Below are 16,979 nucleotides of genomic sequence, written 5' to 3'. Positions count from 1 at the left end.
CGGTCATGGCACAAGGTCGGCGATTGTAGCGGGCAAGAATGCTCGGTGTCAGTCGCGACAGGTGCGCATTGCTCCTGCTTGCGTGCGCCGTCATAATGTAGCCCCTTTTTTCAGCCCCTACATGTGGAAGGTACTGCCCGTGACTCAGAAGCCCGACCAGTGTCTCGGTGAGTGGATCGATCGAGAAGCCCTTGCGGAAGCGATGATTCCGATGATTGGCCAACTCTACCGCAACAATAATGTGGTTACCTCGATCTACGGTCGTAGCCTGATCAACCGTTCGGTCATCCAAATTCTCAAAGCCCACCGCTATGCGCGCCACCGCCTAGGCGGCGATGCCGAGCTGTCGGTGCATGACACCTTCCCGATCCTCAAGACGATGAGCGAGCTCAAGCTGGGCGCCGCCTCCGTGGATCTGGGGCGCATGGTGGCCAAGTTCACCCAGGATGCCAATGGCCGCAGCATCGAGCAGTTCGTGCGTGACGAACTGGCCCCGGTCGCCGGCCAGCAGAACCTCGTGGCACGCAAAGGCACCGACGTGGTGCTCTACGGTTTTGGTCGTATCGGCCGCCTGCTGGCGCGCATCCTGATCGAGAAAACCGGTGGTGGCGACGGCCTGCGTCTGCGCGCCATCGTCGTGCGCAAGGGTGCGGAGAACGATCTGGTCAAGCGTGCCAGCCTGTTGCGTCGCGATTCGGTGCATGGCCCGTTCGATGGCACCATCACCATCGATGAAGCCAACAACACGCTGACCGCCAACGGTAACCTGATTCAGGTGATCTATGCCAAGTCGCCAGCCGAGGTGGACTACACCCAGTACGGCATCGACAACGCCTTGCTGGTGGACAACACCGGTGTATGGCGCGATGCCGAAGGCCTGAGCCAGCACCTGGCTTGCCCAGGTATCGATCGCGTGGTGCTGACTGCGCCGGGCAAGGGCGCGTTGAAGAACATCGTGCATGGTATCAACCATGGCGATATCACGGCGGACGACAAGATCATTTCCGCGGCGTCCTGCACCACTAACGCCATCGTGCCGGTGCTGAAAGCGGTGAACGACAAGTACGGCATCGTCAACGGCCACGTGGAAACCGTGCACTCGTACACCAACGATCAGAACCTGATCGACAACTTCCACAAGGGCAGCCGTCGTGGCCGCAGCGCCGCGCTGAACATGGTGATCACCGAAACCGGTGCCGCCACTGCCGCTGCCAAGGCGCTGCCGGTGCTGAAAGGCAAGCTGACCGGCAATGCCATTCGCGTACCGACACCCAACGTGTCCATGGCGATTCTCAACCTGAACCTGGAAAACGCCACCAGCCGCGAAGAGATCAACGAGTACCTGCGCTATATGGCGCTGCATTCGGATCTGCACAAGCAGATCGACTTCGTCAACTCGCAGGAAGTGGTGTCCACCGACTTCGTCGGTTCGCGCCATGCGGGTGTGGTGGATGCCGAAGCGACTATCGCCAATGACAACCGCGTTGTGCTGTACGTGTGGTACGACAACGAATTTGGCTATAGCTGCCAGGTAATTCGCGTCATGGAAGACATGGTTGGGGTCAACCCACCGGCCTTTCCGCGCTAAGCGCTAAGCGCTAAGCCGCAATTAAAGAACGGGAGCTTCGGCTCCCGTTTTTTATTGCCTGGATTCAGTCGGCCAGCAGGCTGTCGCGCAGTTTGTCCGACAGTCCGTTGGGGGCGAGCCAGATGCCGAGGTAGGCATTGGCCAGTTCGGGGTTGCTGCTGGTGAATGTGGCTTTGCCGTTACGCTCAAGGATTAAGCCGCTGCTGGCGCTGTAGTTGAGCGCGTAGCGGTCGCCTGGGCGAATATCGCGAAAGCTGGCATGCAGGGTATCGAGGTCTTTGCGCAGGCGTTCGAGCGTGGCTGGATTCTGCTGCCTTTCCAGGGTGACCCAGGCGGCTTTGATCACGTCAGTGCGGTCTATGTTGCGAAAGTAGTAAAGCTCCAGGCGCTTGCTGCGGTTGGCGTCGAGGGCTTGGCGTGCACTCAACTGCGGCTCGGCATAGAGCGCAGCGGCATACACGTCGGCCCACAGGTAGGTGAGCACGGTTTGGTTTTTCCGCTCGAGGCTGGCGTCTGGCAGGTCGACCTGTGCGGCGAAATTTGCTTCGTCCAGGCGTGCACTATTGTTCGCCAGCAAGGCGGGGCTGAGTAAGAGCAGGGCGATGAGCGTGAGCAGTCTGCGCATGACGGGTTCCTAGGCTGATTCAATGGTCTTATTTCGCGCGCATGGTGCTTTCAGTCAAGCTGGCGTCTGTTGCGCCCTGTTACGGAAAACTCAAAAAAAGCAAGTGCTTGGGTGGCCAGTCAGGGGGGGCGTCTTTATAATCGAACGGATCTTTTATCCGCGCTCACTATCATCATTCATGCCAATAGTACTGTCGGCGTGAGTGGAGCTATTAGGCTTTTCGATGGTGTTCGTATTCTAAAAAAAGCTTATAAATCAGTGGTTAGGCAAACCTATGATCAAAATAAAACATGGGCTTGATTTGCCCATAACAGGCGCGCCGGCGCAGCGTATCGAGGCTGCAAGGCCGGTACGTAGCGTCGCCGTCATAGGCTTCGACTATCACGGTATGAAGCCGACGATGGATGTCCAAGTCGGCGACCGCGTCAAGCTCGGTCAAGTGTTGTTCTCCGATAAAAAGTCACCCGGGGTAAATTACACCGCGCCTGGTGCCGGTGTCGTCAGCGCGATTCATCGCGGTGAAAAGCGTGTGCTGCAGTCGGTGGTGGTCGATCTCGACGGCGACGAGCAAATAAGCTTTGCCCAGTATCCGGCAGCGCAACTGGCCAGCCTGAGCGATGCGCAGGTTCGTGAAAACTTGCAGCAGTCCGGGCTTTGGACCGCTCTGCGTGCGCGTCCGTTCAGCAAGGTGCCGGCCGCCGATGCTGTGGCCAGCTCGATTTTCGTGACGGCTATCGATACCCACCCGCTGGCCGCCGATCCGGCGTTGGTCATTGGCGAGTATGCCGCGGACTTTGAAAATGGTCTGAAGGTGTTGAGCTGCCTGGCCAAAGTCTTTCTGTGCAAGGCCGACGGCGCCAATTTACCGGGCGAGCAACTGAGTCATGTGCAGACCGAAGCATTTGCCGGCCCACACCCGGCTGGACTGGCCGGTACCCACATCCACTTCCTCGATCCGGTCAACGCCAGCAAGAGCGTTTGGTCGATCAATTACCAGGACGTGATTGCCGTCGGCAAGCTGTTCACCAGCGGGCAACTGTGGGTTGAGCGCGTGGTGGCCCTGGCGGGGCCGGTGGTCGAGCAACCGCGTTTGTTGCGTACCCGCTTGGGCGCGAGCCTGGAGGAAATCACGGCCGGGCAGTTGCACGTTGGCTACAACCGAGTGATTTCCGGCTCGGTGCTTGGCGGTCGTACCGCACAAGGTGCATTTGCCTACCTGGGGCGCTATCACCTGCAGGTGTCCTGTCTGGCTGAGGGGCACGAGCGTGAGCTGATGCATTACCTGCGTGCCGGGATAAACAAGCATTCGGTGATGAACATCTTTGTTTCCAAGCTCAACGCCGTGAAGAAGTTCGCCTTCTCCACCACCACCAATGGCAGCCCGCGCGCCATGGTGCCGGTGGGTAACTACGAAGCCGTGATGCCGCTGGATATCTTGCCGACTCAACTGCTGCGCTACCTGATCGTCGGCGACACCGAGATGGCTCAGAAACTGGGCTGTCTGGAACTCGATGAAGAAGACCTGGCGCTGTGCACCTATGTGTGTGCCGGCAAGTATGAATATGGCCCGATCCTGCGCGATAACCTCGCCCGCATCGAGAAGGAGGGGTAACTCATGGGTATTCGTGCATTCCTCGATAAAATCGAGCACAACTTCGAGAAAGGCGGCAAGTTTGAAAACTGGTATGCCTTGTATGAAGCCATCGACACCTTTTTCTACCGCCCAGGCAGCGTAACCAAGACCACCGCCCACGTGCGTGACGGTATCGACCTCAAGCGCATGATGATCACCGTGTGGTTGTGTACCTTCCCGATAATGTTTTTCGGCATGTGGAACACCGGTTATCAGGCCAACCTGATCTTCGCCCAGAGCCCAGAGCTTTTGGCGGCGCAGGAAGGCTGGCGCTTCGCGCTGATCGGGTCGCTGGCAGGTTTCGACCCCAACAGCCTGTGGGATAACTTTATCCAGGGCGCGGCTTACTTCCTGCCGGTTTATGCGACGGCTTTTATTGTCGGCGGCTTCTGGGAAGTGCTGTTCGCTTCGATCCGCAAACATGAAGTCAACGAAGGCTTCTTCGTGACCTCCGTACTGTTCGCCCTGATTCTGCCGCCCAGCATTCCGCTGTGGCAGGTGGCGCTGGGTATCAGCTTCGGCGTAGTGATTGGCAAAGAAGTGTTTGGCGGCACGGGCAAGAACTTCCTCAACCCGGCACTTACCGGGCGGGCTTTCCTGTTCTTCGCCTACCCGGCGCAGATGTCCGGCGATGCGGTATGGACGGCGGTCGATGGTTTTGCCGGCGCTACTTCGTTGAGTCTGGCGGCTGCCGGCGGCATCGAAAACGTAGTGAGTAACGGCATCACTTGGATGGACGCCTTTGTTGGCACCATTCACGGTTCGCTCGGCGAAACCAGCACCCTGGCGATCATGATCGGTGGCGGTGTGTTGCTGCTGACCAAGATCGCCTCCTGGCGCATCGTCGCTGGCGTGATGCTGGGCATGGTCGGCCTCAGCCTGCTGTTCAATGTGTTCGGCTCGACAAGTAATCCGATGTTCGCCATGCCGTGGCATTGGCACTTGGTGGTGGGTGGTTTTGCCTTTGGTATGTTCTTTATGGCCACCGACCCGGTGTCGGCGTCCATGACCAATACCGGCAAGTGGATTTTCGGTGCCTTGATCGGCGTGATGGTGGTGTTGATCCGCGTGGTCAACCCGGCGTTCCCGGAAGGCATGATGCTGGCGATCCTGTTCGCCAACTTGTTCGCACCGCTGATCGACCACTTCGTCGTTCAAGCCAATATCAAGCGGAGGCTGGCACGCAATGTCTAGTCAAAAAGAATCCACTGCGCGCACGCTGACGGTAGCCCTGTTGGTCTGTCTGGTGTGCTCGGTGTTTGTTGCGGGCGCCGCGGTTGCGCTGAAGCCAACCCAGGTGGAAAACCGCCAGATGGATAAGCAGCGCAGCATTCTGGCAATTGCCGGCCTGGGCGATGCCAGCATGAGTGGTGCGCAGGTCAAGGCGCTGTTCGACAGCCGCATCAGTGCGCGCATCGTCGATCTCGACAGCGGGACCTTCAGCGATGCGCAAAATCCAGCGACGTTCGACCCACTGAAGTCCTCCAAAGACCCGAAGCTGTCTGAAGCCTTGAGCGGTTCCGACGATATCGCCTCGATCAAGCGTCGCGAGCGCTTCACCACGGTTTATCTGGTGGAGCAGGACGGCAAGCTGGACACCGTGATCCTGCCGGTACGCGGTTATGGTTTGTGGTCGACGCTGCACGGCTTCATGGCGCTGAAAGGCGACCTGAACACCGTGGCCGGTTTCGGTTTCTACCAGCACGCCGAGACCCCGGGTCTGGGTGGCGAAGTGGATAACCCGAAATGGAAAAGCCTGTGGCCAGGCAAAACCGTCTTCGCTGAAGACGGTGAGCTGGCGATTCAGATCATCAAAGGTAATGTCGATGCGCAAAGTGCGCAGGCTACCCATCAGGTGGATGGTCTGGCTGGCGCTACGCTGACTCAGAACGGGGTGAACAACCTGCTGCAGTTCTGGCTGGGAGAGAACGGCTTCGCCCAGTTCCTCGCCAATTTGCAAAAAGGGGAGGCTTGATCATGTCGCAGCCAACAATTAAAGAAGTTCTGCTCAACCCGCTCTTCAATAACAATCCGATTGGCCTGCAGATTCTGGGTATTTGCTCCGCATTGGCGGTGACCTCGAACCTGAAAACTGCCCTGGTGATGTCGGTTGCCCTGACCTTGGTGACCGGGTTCTCGAACCTGTTTATCTCGATGATCCGCAGCCAGATCCCCAGCTCGATCCGCATGATCGTGCAGATGGTGATCATTGCTTCCCTGGTGATTGTGGTCGATCAGGTACTCAAGGCCTTCGCCTTCAGCCTGTCCAAGCAGCTGTCGGTGTTCGTCGGTCTGATCATCACCAACTGCATCGTGATGGGCCGCGCCGAAGCTTTTGCCATGCAAAATCCGCCAGTGCTGTCGTTCTTCGACGGTATTGGCAACGGCCTGGGCTACAGCGTCATGTTGATTGCCCTGGGCATCATTCGTGAGCTGTTTGGTGCGGGCAAGCTGATGGGCTACGAGATCATTCCGCTGATCAACGACGGTGGCTGGTACCAGCCCAATGGCATGCTGCTGCTGCCGCCTTCGGCGTTCTTCCTGATCGGTCTGTTCATCTGGGGGATTCGTGCCTGGAAAAAAGACCAGATCGAGCAGCCGAGTTTCAAGATGGCGCCTCAGGTATCCAATAAGGAGGCTTACTGATGGAGCATTACCTCAGCTTGCTGGCTAAGGCGGTGTTCGTTGAGAACATGGCCCTGGCCTTCTTCCTTGGCATGTGCACCTTTATCGCTATCTCGAAGAAAGTCGAGACGGCGATCGGCTTGGGTATCGCCGTGATCGTGGTGCAGGTGATCACCGTACCGGCGAACAACCTGATCTATACCTACCTGCTGAAAGACGGCGCGCTGGCCTGGGCTGGGTTGCCGGAAGTCGACCTGAGCTTCCTCGGCTTGCTCAGCTACATCGGCGTCATCGCCGCCATCGTGCAGATCCTCGAGATGCTCCTGGATAAGTACGTGCCCAGTTTGTACAACGCCTTGGGCGTGTTCCTGCCGCTGATTACGGTGAACTGCGCCATCATGGGTGGCACCTTGTTCATGGTGGAACGCGATTACAACCTGGCGGAAAGCACCGTGTATGGCTTTGGTTCGGGTCTGTCCTGGGCGCTGGCGATTGCCGCATTGGCGGGGATTCGCGAGAAGCTCAAATACAGCGACGTACCGGCGGGGTTGCAAGGACTTGGCATTACCTTCATCACCATCGGTCTGATGTCCTTGGGCTTTATGTCCTTTTCCGGCGTGCAGTTGTAAGGAAGGGATGAACAGATGATCAATTACGAAATCTTTCTCGCCATCGGCATGTTCACCGGCATCGTGCTGGCGTTGGTGCTGGTGATTCTCGCGGCGCGCGCCAAGCTGGTGTCCAGCGGCGATGTGAGCATCGAAATCAACGGCGAAAAAACCATTGTGGTGCCAGCCGGCGGTAAGCTTCTGCAAACTTTGGCGGCCAACAATGTGTTCCTCTCGTCCGCCTGCGGCGGCGGTGGCACCTGTGCGCAGTGCAAATGCGTGGTGGAGAGCGGCGGTGGCGAAATGCTGCCGACCGAGGAAGCCGCGTTCACCCGCCGCGAGGCCAAGGCCGGCTGGCGTTTATCCTGCCAGACGCCGGTCAAGCAGGACATGAAGATCGAAGTGCCGGAAGAAGTCTTCGGCGTGAAGAAGTGGGAATGTACGGTGGAGTCCAACCCCAACGTGGCCACCTTCATCAAGGAGCTGACGCTGAAACTGCCGCAAGGCGAGAGCGTCGACTTCCGTGCCGGTGGTTATGTGCAGCTGGAGTGCCCGCCGCACGAAGTGCACTACAAGGACTTCGATATCCAAGAGGAATATCGCGGCGATTGGGACAAGTTCAACCAGTGGAAGTACGTGTCCAAAGTCGAGGAAACGGTGATCCGTGCCTATTCCATGGCCAACTACCCGGAAGAAGTCGGGCTGGTGAAGTTCAACATCCGTATCGCTTCGCCGCCGCCCGGTAAGGACGATCTGCCGCCAGGCAAGATGTCCTCCTGGGTGTTCGGCCTCAAGCCGGGCGACAAGGTCACCGTGTACGGGCCGTTCGGCGAGTTTTTCGCCAAGGACACCGATGCCGAGATGGTCTTCGTCGGCGGTGGCGCTGGCATGGCGCCGATGCGTTCGCACATCTTCGACCAGCTCAAGCGTTTGAAGTCCACGCGCAAGATCAGCTTCTGGTATGGCGCGCGCTCCATGCGTGAGGCCTTTTATGTCGAAGAGTACGACCAGTTGCAGGCGGAGAACCCGAATTTTCAGTGGCATCTGGCGCTGTCCGACCCGCAGCCGGAAGACAACTGGACCGGCCTCAAGGGCTTCATCCACAACGTACTGTTCGAGAACTACCTGAGGGATCATCCGGCTCCGGAGGATTGCGAGTTCTACATGTGCGGCCCGCCGATGATGAACGCGGCGGTGATCAAGCTGCTGACCGACCTGGGTGTGGAGCAGGAGAACATTCTGCTCGACGACTTCGGCGGCTAAGCATGATGCACGCGGTACTCCAGCCCGTTATTGCTGTCGCCTTGGCGACCGCTCTAACGGGCTGCTGGTTTTCAGAACGGATCGAGGAATTCGGCGGCCCGACCATGGGCAGCAGCTACTCGGTGAAGTATGTGCCCGGCGAAAACACCCCTGAGCTAGACGCGGTCAAGCGTGAGGCCGAGGCGATACTGGCCGAGGTTGACCAGCAAATGTCCACCTACCGCGACGACTCGCTCATTTCCACTTTCAATCGTGCGCCGGCCGGCAGTTGCCTGGCCATGCCCGAGGGCATGCTGGAGTTGGTGCGCGTGGGTGAGTTGCTGTCGCAGCAGAGCGCGGGGGCTTTCGACCTGACCCTGGAGCCGTTGCTCAACCTGTGGGGCTTCGGCCCGCAGGCGCGTGCCGAGCGGGTGCCGACCGCCGCGCAGCTGGCCGAGGCGCGTCAGCGCATGGGCCATCAACACCTGCGTATCGACGGCCAACAACTGTGCAAGGACGTCGCGGTCCAACTCGACCTCAATAGCATTGCCGCCGGCTACACCGTCGACCGGATCATCGCGCGTCTGGGGGAATTGGGCGTCAGTAGTTACTTGGTGGATGTTACCGGCGAACTGAAAGCCGCCGGCAGGAAGCCCGATGGCCAGCCTTGGCGTGTGGCTATCGAGGCGCCGCGCGACGATCAGCGGGTAGCGCAGAAAATTCTGCAACTGGATGGCTACGGTATCTCCACCTCTGGCGACTACCGCAACTACTTTGAACAGAACGGCGTACGCTACTCGCATACCCTCGACCCGCTGACCGGTGCGCCGATTACCCACAAGCTGGCTGCGGTGACTGTGGCTGATGCCTCAACGCTGCGCGCCGATGGCTTGTCGACCCTGTTGATGGTGCTGGGCCCCGAGCGGGGTTTCGCCTATGCCGAGCAGGCGGGTATTGCGGCATTTTTCGTGACCCGTGACGGCGAAGCCTTCGTCACACGGAGTACTCCCGCTTTCGAGCAGCTATTCGCTGCAGGAGAAGAGCAATGACGTTCTTGGTGGTGTTTCTGGTCATGGTGCTGGTCGTTGGCATGATGGCTATTGGTGTAATCATGGGGCGCAAACCCATTGCCGGCTCTTGTGGCGGCATTGCCAACCTCGGCATCGAAAAGGAATGTTCGATTTGCGGCGGTAGCCGTGAGAAGTGCGAAGAGGTCAACCGCGATGCCAGTGCTGCTGCTCCGGCAGATTTGGCGTACGACGCGACCAAGCGCTAACCGTTGCACGACTGCCGGCGCTTTAGGCTGTTGCGGTGAAGATATCGATTGCCGGGCTGCTTGCAGCGTCGGCCCTGCCGCGGGTGCGTCATAAGCGCTCCGGTGTGATCTGAAGGAGTAAACATGGCGGTCTACAACTACGACGTAGTGGTGCTGGGTTCTGGCCCTGCGGGTGAAGGCGCGGCGATGAACGCGGCCAAGGCCGGGCGCAAGGTGGCGGTGGTCGACAGCCGCCGCGAGGTCGGCGGCAACTGCACCCACCTGGGCACCATCCCGTCCAAGGCGCTGCGCCATTCGGTGCGGCAGATCATGCAATTCAACACCAACCCGATGTTCCGCCAGATCGGCGAACCACGCTGGTTTTCCTTCCCTGACGTACTGAAAAGCGCCGAGCGAGTCATTGCCAAGCAGGTGACCTCGCGCACCGGCTACTACGCGCGCAACCGTATCGACGTGTTTTTCGGCACCGGCAGCTTCGCCGACGAGCACACCATTGAAGTGGTCTGCGCCAACGGTGTAGTGGAAAAGCTGGTGGCCAAGCAGATTGTCATCGCCACCGGTTCGCGGCCTTACCGCCCAGTGGATGTGGACTTCCACCACCCGCGTATCTACGACAGCGATACCATCCTCAGCCTGACCCACACGCCGCGGCGCATCATCATCTATGGTGCCGGAGTGATCGGTTCCGAGTACGCCTCGATCTTCAGCGGCCTGGGCGTACTGGTCGATCTGATCGACAACCGCGACCAGTTGCTGAGTTTCCTCGATGCGGAAATCTCCGATGCGCTGAGCTATCACCTGCGCAACAACAACGTGCTGATTCGCCATAACGAAGAGTACGAAAGCGTCGAAGGGGTGGAGAACGGCGTAGTCCTGCACCTCAAGTCTGGCAAGAAGATCAAGGCCGACGCCTTCCTCTGGTGCAACGGCCGTACCGGTAACACCGATCAGCTTGGCCTGGAGAATATCGGCATCAAGGTCAACAGCCGTGGGCAGATCGAAGTCGACCAGAATTACCGCACCCCGGTGTCGAACATCTACGCCGCTGGCGACGTGATCGGCTGGCCGAGCCTGGCCAGCGCGGCGGCCGACCAGGGCCGCTCGGCGGCCGGCAGCATCGTCGATAATGGCAGCTGGCGCTTCGTCGATGATGTGCCAACCGGCATCTACACCATTCCGGAGATCAGCTCGATCGGCAAAACCGAGCGCGAACTGACCCAGGCCAAGATCCCCTACGAAGTGGGCAAGGCCTTCTTCAAGGGCATGGCGCGGGCGCAGATTTCTCACGAGCCGGTGGGCATGCTGAAGCTGCTGTTCCACCGCGAAACCCTGGAAGTGCTCGGCGTACATTGCTTCGGCTATCAGGCTTCGGAGATCGTGCATATCGGTCAGGCGATCATGAATCAGAAGGGGGAGGCCAATACCATCAAGTATTTCGTCAATACCACCTTCAACTACCCGACCATGGCCGAAGCCTATCGGGTGGCTGCGTTCGACGGTCTTAACCGGCTTTTTTGAGCGGCTCCGGCCGGTGGCCTGAGCCGGCCGGGGAGGACCCGTTCAGTGACTCCTGCGACTGGCGTTGGCCCAATCGCGAAAGTTTCTGATCAGGCTTAATGAAGAACCGGCCCTGGTGGCCGGTTTTTTTATGTGCGCTAGGTTGGGGTGAGGGGGCAGCGACGAAGCCCAGCCTAGGCGCTTCCCAGCGTCTGCACGGCAAGTCCAGGAAAGTCGGTGATGATGCTGTCCACTCCGAAATCGGCAAGCCGGCGCATCAAGGCGGGCTCGTTGACCGTCCATACCGAGACATGCAGCCCGGCTTTCTGTGCTTTCAGCAGACGCTCCGGGGTGCACAGGGTCCAGTTCAGCGCGAGCACGTCACAGCCGTAATGGCGGGCCACTTTCAGCGGGTCAAGCCAGGCGTACTCGGCAACCAGGCCGCGCGATAGCTCGGGCGTCAGACGCTTCAGGGCCGCCAGTACCTCGCGTGAGCTGGAGGTGACGGTAATCTTGTCGAGGATGCCGTGGCGCTTGGCCAGTTCGGCGATTGCTTCGACCGTGCGCGCGGCGCGAACTTTCGACGCGCTTTTGACTTCCAGTTGCCAGTGTTCGAAGTCGCACTTGTCGAACAGTTCAGCCAGGCGCGGAATGGGGCAGGGCGTTATCCAGCCTGGGCCACCTTTGCGCGCGTCATAACTCACCAGTTCGGCGGCGTCATGCTCGACCACCTTGCCGCGGTGGCCGGTGGTGCGTTTCAGGCTGGGGTCGTGAATCACCATCAGTTCGCCATCGCGCGACAGGTGCAAATCCAGCTCACAGCGCCGCACGCCATGCTCCAGGCATTGCTGAAAACTGTTCAGGGTGTTTTCCGGTGCTTCGCCTTTGGCGCCGCGGTGGCCATAAATCAGGGTCACGGTGATTCCTTATCGGGCATGGCGGCGCGCGGTTGGTGATGGCGCACGCTATTGATCACATGGTTGTGCTCGAAGTACACGCTGAATTCGCGGTAATCCCAGCGGGTAATGGGGGGCTGGCCGACGGCGGGGTGTTCTTCATCGGCCAGGCCGAAGCGTTCCAGTACGGCGCGCTGCGACTCGCCACGCACCGGCAGTTGGCCGGCCACCGCGCCTTGTTCACCGAGGGGGATTTGCAGCGTTTCGGCAACGCTGGCGAGCGGTAGCCAGAAGGCGAGGAGCAGTAAAAGACGTGGCATAGCGGCTCTCATCCGGAGGCGTGGGGCTGTTCGCGGGCTTGGCGACGTTCCAGGGCCTGACGTTGCAGGATATGCCGGGCCAGCAATTGCCGTTGTGCGTCGGTCAACGCTTCGAACTCGGTACCAATCTCGAATTGTTGGTCAGCCAGTGCGCGGCAATGGATCACCTTGGCCCGCAACAGTAGCCCCAGCGCTTGCGGCATCAGCACCATTTTGATGGCCAGGTGGGTGCCGTTGGCAACCCCGTGCGCGCTGTTGAAGCTCACACCGCCTTCGGACAGGCTGACCTTTCTCGGTGTGCCGATATCGCGCAGCAAGCTCTGGGCAACGGCCTGGCCGAGCAGGTCGATGCGCTTGTTCATGACTTTCAGGTAATTGGCCAGGGTGCGGTCGCGCTCGCTGATGTGCCGCAGCAAATGCTGCGACTCGAAGTCCATCAGGTGCAACTCGCTGAGCAGGTTGAACAGTGGCGAGCTGTCGTGAAGCTCATCACTGGCCAGCGCTTCGGCGCCCGTCAGTGGGGTGAAATCCAGTGCGATCGTATCGTCGATACGATAGTATTCGCGGCGGTCATCTTCATCTTGAGTCGACATGGCGAACCCATGGCAGCAGTAGTGGTCTGAGTGTATCAGGCCGTTGAAAAGCGTAGCGAGCGAAGGCTAGGTAAGGCGAAATCAGCCGAAAAAGCGCAATGTACGAATGGTACATGAGCATTGTGAGGGTGATTTCAACGCTGCATAGTCTAGCGCAGTAGTTTTTCGGTGGCCTGTAAGGCTGCTTGCCAAGCCCCGCCACATGGACGTTCCTCTTTCCCTCGAACCAGCCCCGACATGTTCAGACCTCTGTTCGTATTTATTGGTACGCGCTACACGCGCGCCAAACGCCGCAATCATTTCGTTTCCTTCATTTCCCTGACTTCGATGATCGGGCTGGCACTGGGTGTGCTGGTGATGATCGTGGTGCTGTCGGTGATGAATGGCTTCGACCATGAGATGCGCACCCGCGTGCTTGGCATGGTGCCGCACGCCACCGTCGAAAGTGCCACACCGATCAGCGACTGGCGCAGCCTCGGCGATCAGGCGTTGAAGAACCCGCAGGTGTTGGCCGTGGCGCCTTTCAGCCAGATGCAGGGTTTGCTGACGCATGACGGCAAGGTGCAGAAAGTCCTGATCAATGCGATTGATCCGCAGGAAGAACCGAAGGTTTCAATCATCGGCGACTTCTTCCAGCAGGGTCGTTTGCAGGACCTCAAAGCCGGTGACTTCGGCATGGTGATCGGCGACAAGGCCGCAGCCAAGCTCGGCGTTGGCCTCGGCGATAAAATTACCTTCGTTGCACCAGAAGTCACGGTCACGCCAGCAGGCATGTTTCCGCGGCTCAAGCGCTTCACCGTGGTCGGTATTTTCCATGTTGGCGCTGGCGAGATCGACGGCTACCTGGCGATGACCCATATCCAGGATCTGGCCCGTTTGCAGCGCCACCAAGCGGACCAGGTGCAGGGGATTCGGCTGAAGTTCGCCGACCTCTTCCAAGCGCCGCGCACCGCCTGGGAGTTGGCGCAAACGCTGGGTGATCGCGAGTACTATGCGCGCGACTGGACCCGCACCCATGGCAACCTGTACCAGGCGATCCGCATGGAGAAAGCCATGATCGGCCTACTCTTGCTGCTGATCGTTGCGGTGGCTGCATTCAATATCATCTCGACCTTGGTCATGGTGGTCACCGACAAAAAGGGCGATATCGCGATCTTGCGTACCTTGGGCGCGACGCCGCGACAGATCATGGCGATTTTCATGGTCCAGGGCACGGTGATCGGGGTCGTCGGCACGGCCATCGGCGCCGTGCTGGGGATTTTCGCCGCGCTGAACGTCAGTGCCGGCATCGCCGCCCTGGAGCGCGTGCTGGGGATGAAATTCCTCAATGCCGACGTTTATTTCATCGACTACCTGCCGTCGCAGTTGATGTGGGCGGATGTGCTGCAGGTGTGCGGCGCCGCCTTGCTCCTGAGTTTCCTCGCCACCCTTTACCCGGCCTGGCGCGCGGCGCGCACCCAGCCCGCGGAGGCCTTGCGCTATGAGTAATCCGGTTATGCATGATCGCGCCGTCCTGAGTTGCCGCAACCTCAGCAAAAGCTATGACGAAGGTCCCCAGACCGTAGTGGTACTGGATGACTTGCAGCTGGAACTGCACCCTGGCGAGCGCATGGCGATCGTCGGCAGTTCGGGCTCCGGTAAAAGTACCTTGCTGAACATGCTCGGCGGTCTGGATACGCCCAGCACCGGTAGCGTGTGGTTGGCTGGCGAAGAGCTTTCGGCGCTGAATGAAAAGGAGCGCGGCTTGCTGCGCAATCGCTCGTTGGGTTTCGTCTATCAGTTTCACCATTTGCTGGCCGAGTTCACTGCCCTGGAAAACGTCTGCATGCCGCTGCTGATTGGCCGCACGCCAATTAGCGAGGCGCGTCAGCGGGCGACCTCTTTGCTTGAGCGGGTTGGCTTGGGCCACCGCTTGGCGCACAAGCCGGCGGAGCTGTCCGGTGGCGAGCGCCAGCGTGTGGCGATTGCCCGCGCGCTGGTCAATCAGCCGGGATTGGTGTTGCTCGATGAGCCGACCGGCAACCTCGACCACCACACCGCACAGGGCATTCAGGATTTGATGAAGGAGCTGAGCGACTCGTCGCAGACCGCCTTCCTGGTGGTGACCCACGATATGCAACTGGCCAGGCAGATGGACCGCATCCTGCGCCTGGAAGACGGCAAGTTGGTGGCTGCCTGATGTTTCGCCCTCTGAGCATCTTCATCGGCACGCGTTATACGCGGGCGAAGCGGCGCAACCATTTCATTTCCTTTATCTCGCTGACCTCGATGATCGGCCTCGCCTTGGGCGTCCTGGCGATGATTGTTGTGCTGTCGGTGATGAATGGCTTTCAGAAGGAAATGAGTACACGCATCCTCGGGACGGTGCCGCATGCCAGCATTTCCGGGGTGCAGCCGCTGGATGATTGGCAGACCTTGGCCGCGACCGCCCGCAAGAATCCACAGGTACTGGCTGCCGTGCCATTTGCCGAGCTGGAAGGCATGTTGTCGTTTCGTGGGGCGATGCAGCCGATTCAGCTGCATGGGGTCGATCCGCAGTTGGATTCACAGGTCTCGATTATTGCCGAGCACATGGTGCAAGGGCGTTTGGCGGACTTGAAAGCCGGCGAGTTTGGCGTCGTCATCGGCGAAATCACCGCGCGGCGCTTTCAGCTGAAGATCGGTGACAAGCTGGCCTTGATCGTGCCCGAGATCAGCTCGGTGCCCGGTGGTATTACCCCGCGCATGCAGCGGATCAACGTGGTTGGCGTGTTCAAGGTGGGTGCCGAACTGGATAGCTCGCTGGCCGTGCTGCACGTGGCCGATGCCGCGCAGATTCAGCGCATGCAGCCTGGCCAGGTGCAGAGTGTGCGCTTGAAGTTGAAAGACCTGTACCAGGCGCCACAGGTGTCGGCGGCGATAGTCGCCGAGCTGGGCGAGGGGTATCGCGCGAGTGACTGGACCCTGACCCAGGGCAGCTTGTTCAGCGCGATGAAGATGGAAAAGACTATGATCGGTCTGTTGCTGCTGCTGATCGTTGCGGTGGCCGCGTTCAATATCATCGCCACGTTGATCATGGTGGTGGCCGACAAGGGCGCGGATATCGCCATCCTGCGTACCCTTGGCGCAACGCCGCGGCAAATCATGGGCATCTTCATGGTGCAAGGTACGGTGATTGGCGCGATTGGCACGCTGATCGGCGGCACGCTGGGAATCTTGGCGGCGCTGAATGTCAGTCAACTGGTGGGATGGATCGAGCGGGTGAGTGGCCAGCAGGTGCTCAGTTCCGATGTCTATTTCATTAGCAACCTGCCGTCCGAGTTGTTGCTCTCGGATGTACTGCTGATCTGCGGTGCAGCGTTCAGCTTGAGCTTCTTGGCCACGTTGTATCCGTCCTGGCGGGCGGCGCGGATTCAGCCAGCCGAGGCATTACGCTACGAGTAAGCTAGTCTTGCATGCAGAAAAAAGCCGTTACTGAGTAACGGCTTTTTTGTTTCACAGTTAGCTGTCGCGGTTGCGGCGTTTTTCCTGGCGTTTGCGCCAGTTGTGCCGCACCCACCAGTGCCAGTAGGTATTGGTGGCCAAGTAGCCCAGCAGCGCCAGCAGCAGACCCAAGACAAATGAGCCCAGATACAGCGGTTGCCAGTGGGTTTGTAAGACGTGACCGATCCAACTTAGGGTGATCTGGTCGGGCATTTGCAAGGTTGGGGTACTGCTCAACCAGGCACCGAACTTGTAGCTGCAATAGAACACCGGTGGCATGGTGATCGGATTGGTCAGCCAGACCAGGCCAATCGAAATCGGCAGGTTCGCTCGGGCCGGAATGGCCACGGCGGCGGCGGCGATCATCTGCATGGGCATCGGAATCATTGCCCAGAACAAACCGATCGCCATGGCGCGGGAAACGGAGTGACGGTTGAGGTGCCAGAGGTTCGGGTCGTGAATCAGCGTGCCGAGAAAACGCAGGGATTTGTTGCCCTTGATGCGTTCTGGGTTAGGCATGTAGCGCTTGAATAAACGACGCGGCATGAGGGCTCTCTGGCAGGCTAAAAGCGTCGATATTATGCACAGATTAATGGCGGCCTGCTGTCGCACTT

18 protein-coding genes are annotated in these 16,979 nt (G+C 59.5%); 13 read left to right on the top strand and 5 right to left on the bottom strand.

The window, feature by feature from the left end:
* Positions 1–121 precede the first annotated feature (121 nt).
* Complete coding sequence (locus B3M58_RS11230; protein ID WP_296219163.1) at positions 122–1,588, top strand: glyceraldehyde-3-phosphate dehydrogenase; 1,467 nt, start codon at positions 122–124, stop codon at positions 1,586–1,588.
* Between the two features lie 64 nt (positions 1,589–1,652).
* On the opposite strand, the gene B3M58_RS11225 is transcribed toward B3M58_RS11230, so the two are convergent.
* A complete protein-coding gene (locus B3M58_RS11225; protein WP_296219162.1) occupies positions 1,653–2,213 on the bottom strand; it encodes a chalcone isomerase family protein in 561 nt (186 codons plus the stop codon).
* Between the two features lie 274 nt (positions 2,214–2,487).
* Between B3M58_RS11225 and B3M58_RS11220 the strand changes: the two genes are divergently transcribed.
* The 9 genes from B3M58_RS11220 (at position 2,488) to sthA (ending at position 11,115) form a co-directional block, all read left to right on the top strand.
* A complete protein-coding gene (locus tag B3M58_RS11220) occupies positions 2,488–3,825 on the top strand; it encodes a Na(+)-translocating NADH-quinone reductase subunit A (RefSeq protein ID WP_296219161.1) in 1,338 nt (445 codons plus the stop codon).
* Positions 3,826–3,828: 3 nt separating this feature from the next.
* Positions 3,829–5,040, top strand: a complete 1,212-nt coding sequence (locus B3M58_RS11215; RefSeq protein ID WP_296219160.1) for an NADH:ubiquinone reductase (Na(+)-transporting) subunit B — start codon at positions 3,829–3,831, stop codon at positions 5,038–5,040.
* Positions 5,033–5,821, top strand: a complete 789-nt coding sequence (locus B3M58_RS11210; protein WP_296219159.1) for a Na(+)-translocating NADH-quinone reductase subunit C — start codon at positions 5,033–5,035, stop codon at positions 5,819–5,821. The genes B3M58_RS11215 and B3M58_RS11210 overlap by 8 nt, the downstream gene beginning before the upstream one ends.
* A complete protein-coding gene (locus tag B3M58_RS11205) occupies positions 5,818–6,492 on the top strand; it encodes an NADH:ubiquinone reductase (Na(+)-transporting) subunit D (RefSeq protein WP_296219158.1) in 675 nt (224 codons plus the stop codon). Before B3M58_RS11210 ends, B3M58_RS11205 begins: the two co-directional genes overlap by 4 nt.
* Positions 6,492–7,100 carry an NADH:ubiquinone reductase (Na(+)-transporting) subunit E gene (gene nqrE, locus B3M58_RS11200; protein WP_090238197.1) on the top strand — a complete coding sequence of 203 codons (609 nt, stop codon included), beginning with the start codon at positions 6,492–6,494 and terminating at the stop codon, positions 7,098–7,100. The genes B3M58_RS11205 and nqrE overlap by 1 nt, the downstream gene beginning before the upstream one ends.
* A 15-nt stretch (positions 7,101–7,115) precedes the next feature.
* Positions 7,116–8,342, top strand: a complete 1,227-nt coding sequence (nqrF, locus tag B3M58_RS11195) for an NADH:ubiquinone reductase (Na(+)-transporting) subunit F (RefSeq protein ID WP_296219157.1) — start codon at positions 7,116–7,118, stop codon at positions 8,340–8,342.
* Positions 8,343–8,344: 2 nt separating this feature from the next.
* Positions 8,345–9,370 (top strand): FAD:protein FMN transferase, encoded by a 1,026-nt coding sequence (locus tag B3M58_RS11190; RefSeq protein WP_296219156.1) that lies wholly within the window; start codon positions 8,345–8,347, stop codon positions 9,368–9,370.
* Positions 9,367–9,597, top strand: a complete 231-nt coding sequence (gene nqrM / locus B3M58_RS11185; RefSeq protein ID WP_296219155.1) for a (Na+)-NQR maturation NqrM — start codon at positions 9,367–9,369, stop codon at positions 9,595–9,597. Before B3M58_RS11190 ends, nqrM begins: the two co-directional genes overlap by 4 nt.
* A gap of 123 nt (positions 9,598–9,720) precedes the next feature.
* Positions 9,721–11,115, top strand: coding sequence for a Si-specific NAD(P)(+) transhydrogenase (sthA, locus tag B3M58_RS11180; protein ID WP_296219154.1), 1,395 nt, complete (start codon positions 9,721–9,723; stop codon positions 11,113–11,115).
* A gap of 173 nt (positions 11,116–11,288) precedes the next feature.
* Here the strand turns inward: sthA and B3M58_RS11175 are convergent, their stop codons facing one another.
* The 3 genes from B3M58_RS11175 to B3M58_RS11165 are packed head-to-tail and all read right to left on the bottom strand — an operon-like array spanning position 11,289 to position 12,903.
* Complete coding sequence (locus B3M58_RS11175; RefSeq protein ID WP_296219153.1) at positions 11,289–12,011, bottom strand: glycerophosphodiester phosphodiesterase; 723 nt, start codon at positions 12,009–12,011, stop codon at positions 11,289–11,291.
* Positions 12,008–12,310, bottom strand: coding sequence for a phosphodiesterase (locus B3M58_RS11170; protein ID WP_296219152.1), 303 nt, complete (start codon positions 12,308–12,310; stop codon positions 12,008–12,010). The genes B3M58_RS11175 and B3M58_RS11170 overlap by 4 nt, the downstream gene beginning before the upstream one ends.
* A gap of 8 nt (positions 12,311–12,318) precedes the next feature.
* A complete protein-coding gene (locus B3M58_RS11165) occupies positions 12,319–12,903 on the bottom strand; it encodes a PilZ domain-containing protein (RefSeq protein WP_296219151.1) in 585 nt (194 codons plus the stop codon).
* Positions 12,904–13,140: 237 nt separating this feature from the next.
* On the opposite strand from B3M58_RS11165, the gene B3M58_RS11160 reads away from it, so the two are divergent.
* From B3M58_RS11160 to B3M58_RS11150, 3 genes are read left to right on the top strand one after another with little or no spacing between them, the layout of a single operon-like run.
* Positions 13,141–14,391, top strand: a complete 1,251-nt coding sequence (locus B3M58_RS11160) for a lipoprotein-releasing ABC transporter permease subunit (RefSeq protein ID WP_296219150.1) — start codon at positions 13,141–13,143, stop codon at positions 14,389–14,391.
* Positions 14,392–14,398: 7 nt separating this feature from the next.
* A complete protein-coding gene (gene lolD, locus B3M58_RS11155) occupies positions 14,399–15,082 on the top strand; it encodes a lipoprotein-releasing ABC transporter ATP-binding protein LolD (RefSeq protein WP_296219249.1) in 684 nt (227 codons plus the stop codon).
* Entirely contained in the window at positions 15,082–16,326 is a 1,245-nt protein-coding gene (locus tag B3M58_RS11150) for a lipoprotein-releasing ABC transporter permease subunit (protein ID WP_296219149.1), read from the top strand. Before lolD ends, B3M58_RS11150 begins: the two co-directional genes overlap by 1 nt.
* Positions 16,327–16,383: 57 nt before the next feature.
* On the opposite strand, the gene B3M58_RS11145 is transcribed toward B3M58_RS11150, so the two are convergent.
* Complete coding sequence (locus B3M58_RS11145; RefSeq protein ID WP_296219148.1) at positions 16,384–16,911, bottom strand: DUF2062 domain-containing protein; 528 nt, start codon at positions 16,909–16,911, stop codon at positions 16,384–16,386.
* Positions 16,912–16,979 lie beyond the last annotated feature (68 nt).

The organism is Pseudomonas sp. UBA2684 (assembly GCA_002354655.1).
GTDB lineage: Bacteria > Pseudomonadota > Gammaproteobacteria > Pseudomonadales > Pseudomonadaceae > Aquipseudomonas.
The sequence above is the reverse complement of the archived record's forward strand: the minus strand, read 5'-3'. Positions and strand labels throughout refer to the sequence as shown.

Bases quoted from the DNA above. Each gene is read 5' to 3' on its own strand.
- B3M58_RS11230 (WP_296219163.1), top strand. From the start codon at position 122: ATGTGGAAGGTACTGCCCGTGACTCAGAAGCCCGACCAGTGTCTCGGT.
- B3M58_RS11225 (WP_296219162.1), bottom strand. From the start codon at position 2,213: ATGCGCAGACTGCTCACGCTCATCGCCCTGCTCTTACTCAGCCCCGCC.
- B3M58_RS11220 (WP_296219161.1), top strand. From the start codon at position 2,488: ATGATCAAAATAAAACATGGGCTTGATTTGCCCATAACAGGCGCGCCG.
- B3M58_RS11215 (WP_296219160.1), top strand. From the start codon at position 3,829: ATGGGTATTCGTGCATTCCTCGATAAAATCGAGCACAACTTCGAGAAA.
- B3M58_RS11210 (WP_296219159.1), top strand. From the start codon at position 5,033: ATGTCTAGTCAAAAAGAATCCACTGCGCGCACGCTGACGGTAGCCCTG.
- nqrE (WP_090238197.1), top strand. From the start codon at position 6,492: ATGGAGCATTACCTCAGCTTGCTGGCTAAGGCGGTGTTCGTTGAGAAC.
- nqrF (WP_296219157.1), top strand. From the start codon at position 7,116: ATGATCAATTACGAAATCTTTCTCGCCATCGGCATGTTCACCGGCATC.
- B3M58_RS11190 (WP_296219156.1), top strand. From the start codon at position 8,345: ATGATGCACGCGGTACTCCAGCCCGTTATTGCTGTCGCCTTGGCGACC.
- nqrM (WP_296219155.1), top strand. From the start codon at position 9,367: ATGACGTTCTTGGTGGTGTTTCTGGTCATGGTGCTGGTCGTTGGCATG.
- sthA (WP_296219154.1), top strand. From the start codon at position 9,721: ATGGCGGTCTACAACTACGACGTAGTGGTGCTGGGTTCTGGCCCTGCG.
- B3M58_RS11170 (WP_296219152.1), bottom strand. From the start codon at position 12,310: ATGCCACGTCTTTTACTGCTCCTCGCCTTCTGGCTACCGCTCGCCAGC.
- B3M58_RS11165 (WP_296219151.1), bottom strand. From the start codon at position 12,903: ATGTCGACTCAAGATGAAGATGACCGCCGCGAATACTATCGTATCGAC.
- B3M58_RS11160 (WP_296219150.1), top strand. From the start codon at position 13,141: ATGTTCAGACCTCTGTTCGTATTTATTGGTACGCGCTACACGCGCGCC.
- lolD (WP_296219249.1), top strand. From the start codon at position 14,399: ATGCATGATCGCGCCGTCCTGAGTTGCCGCAACCTCAGCAAAAGCTAT.
- B3M58_RS11150 (WP_296219149.1), top strand. From the start codon at position 15,082: ATGTTTCGCCCTCTGAGCATCTTCATCGGCACGCGTTATACGCGGGCG.
- B3M58_RS11145 (WP_296219148.1), bottom strand. From the start codon at position 16,911: ATGCCGCGTCGTTTATTCAAGCGCTACATGCCTAACCCAGAACGCATC.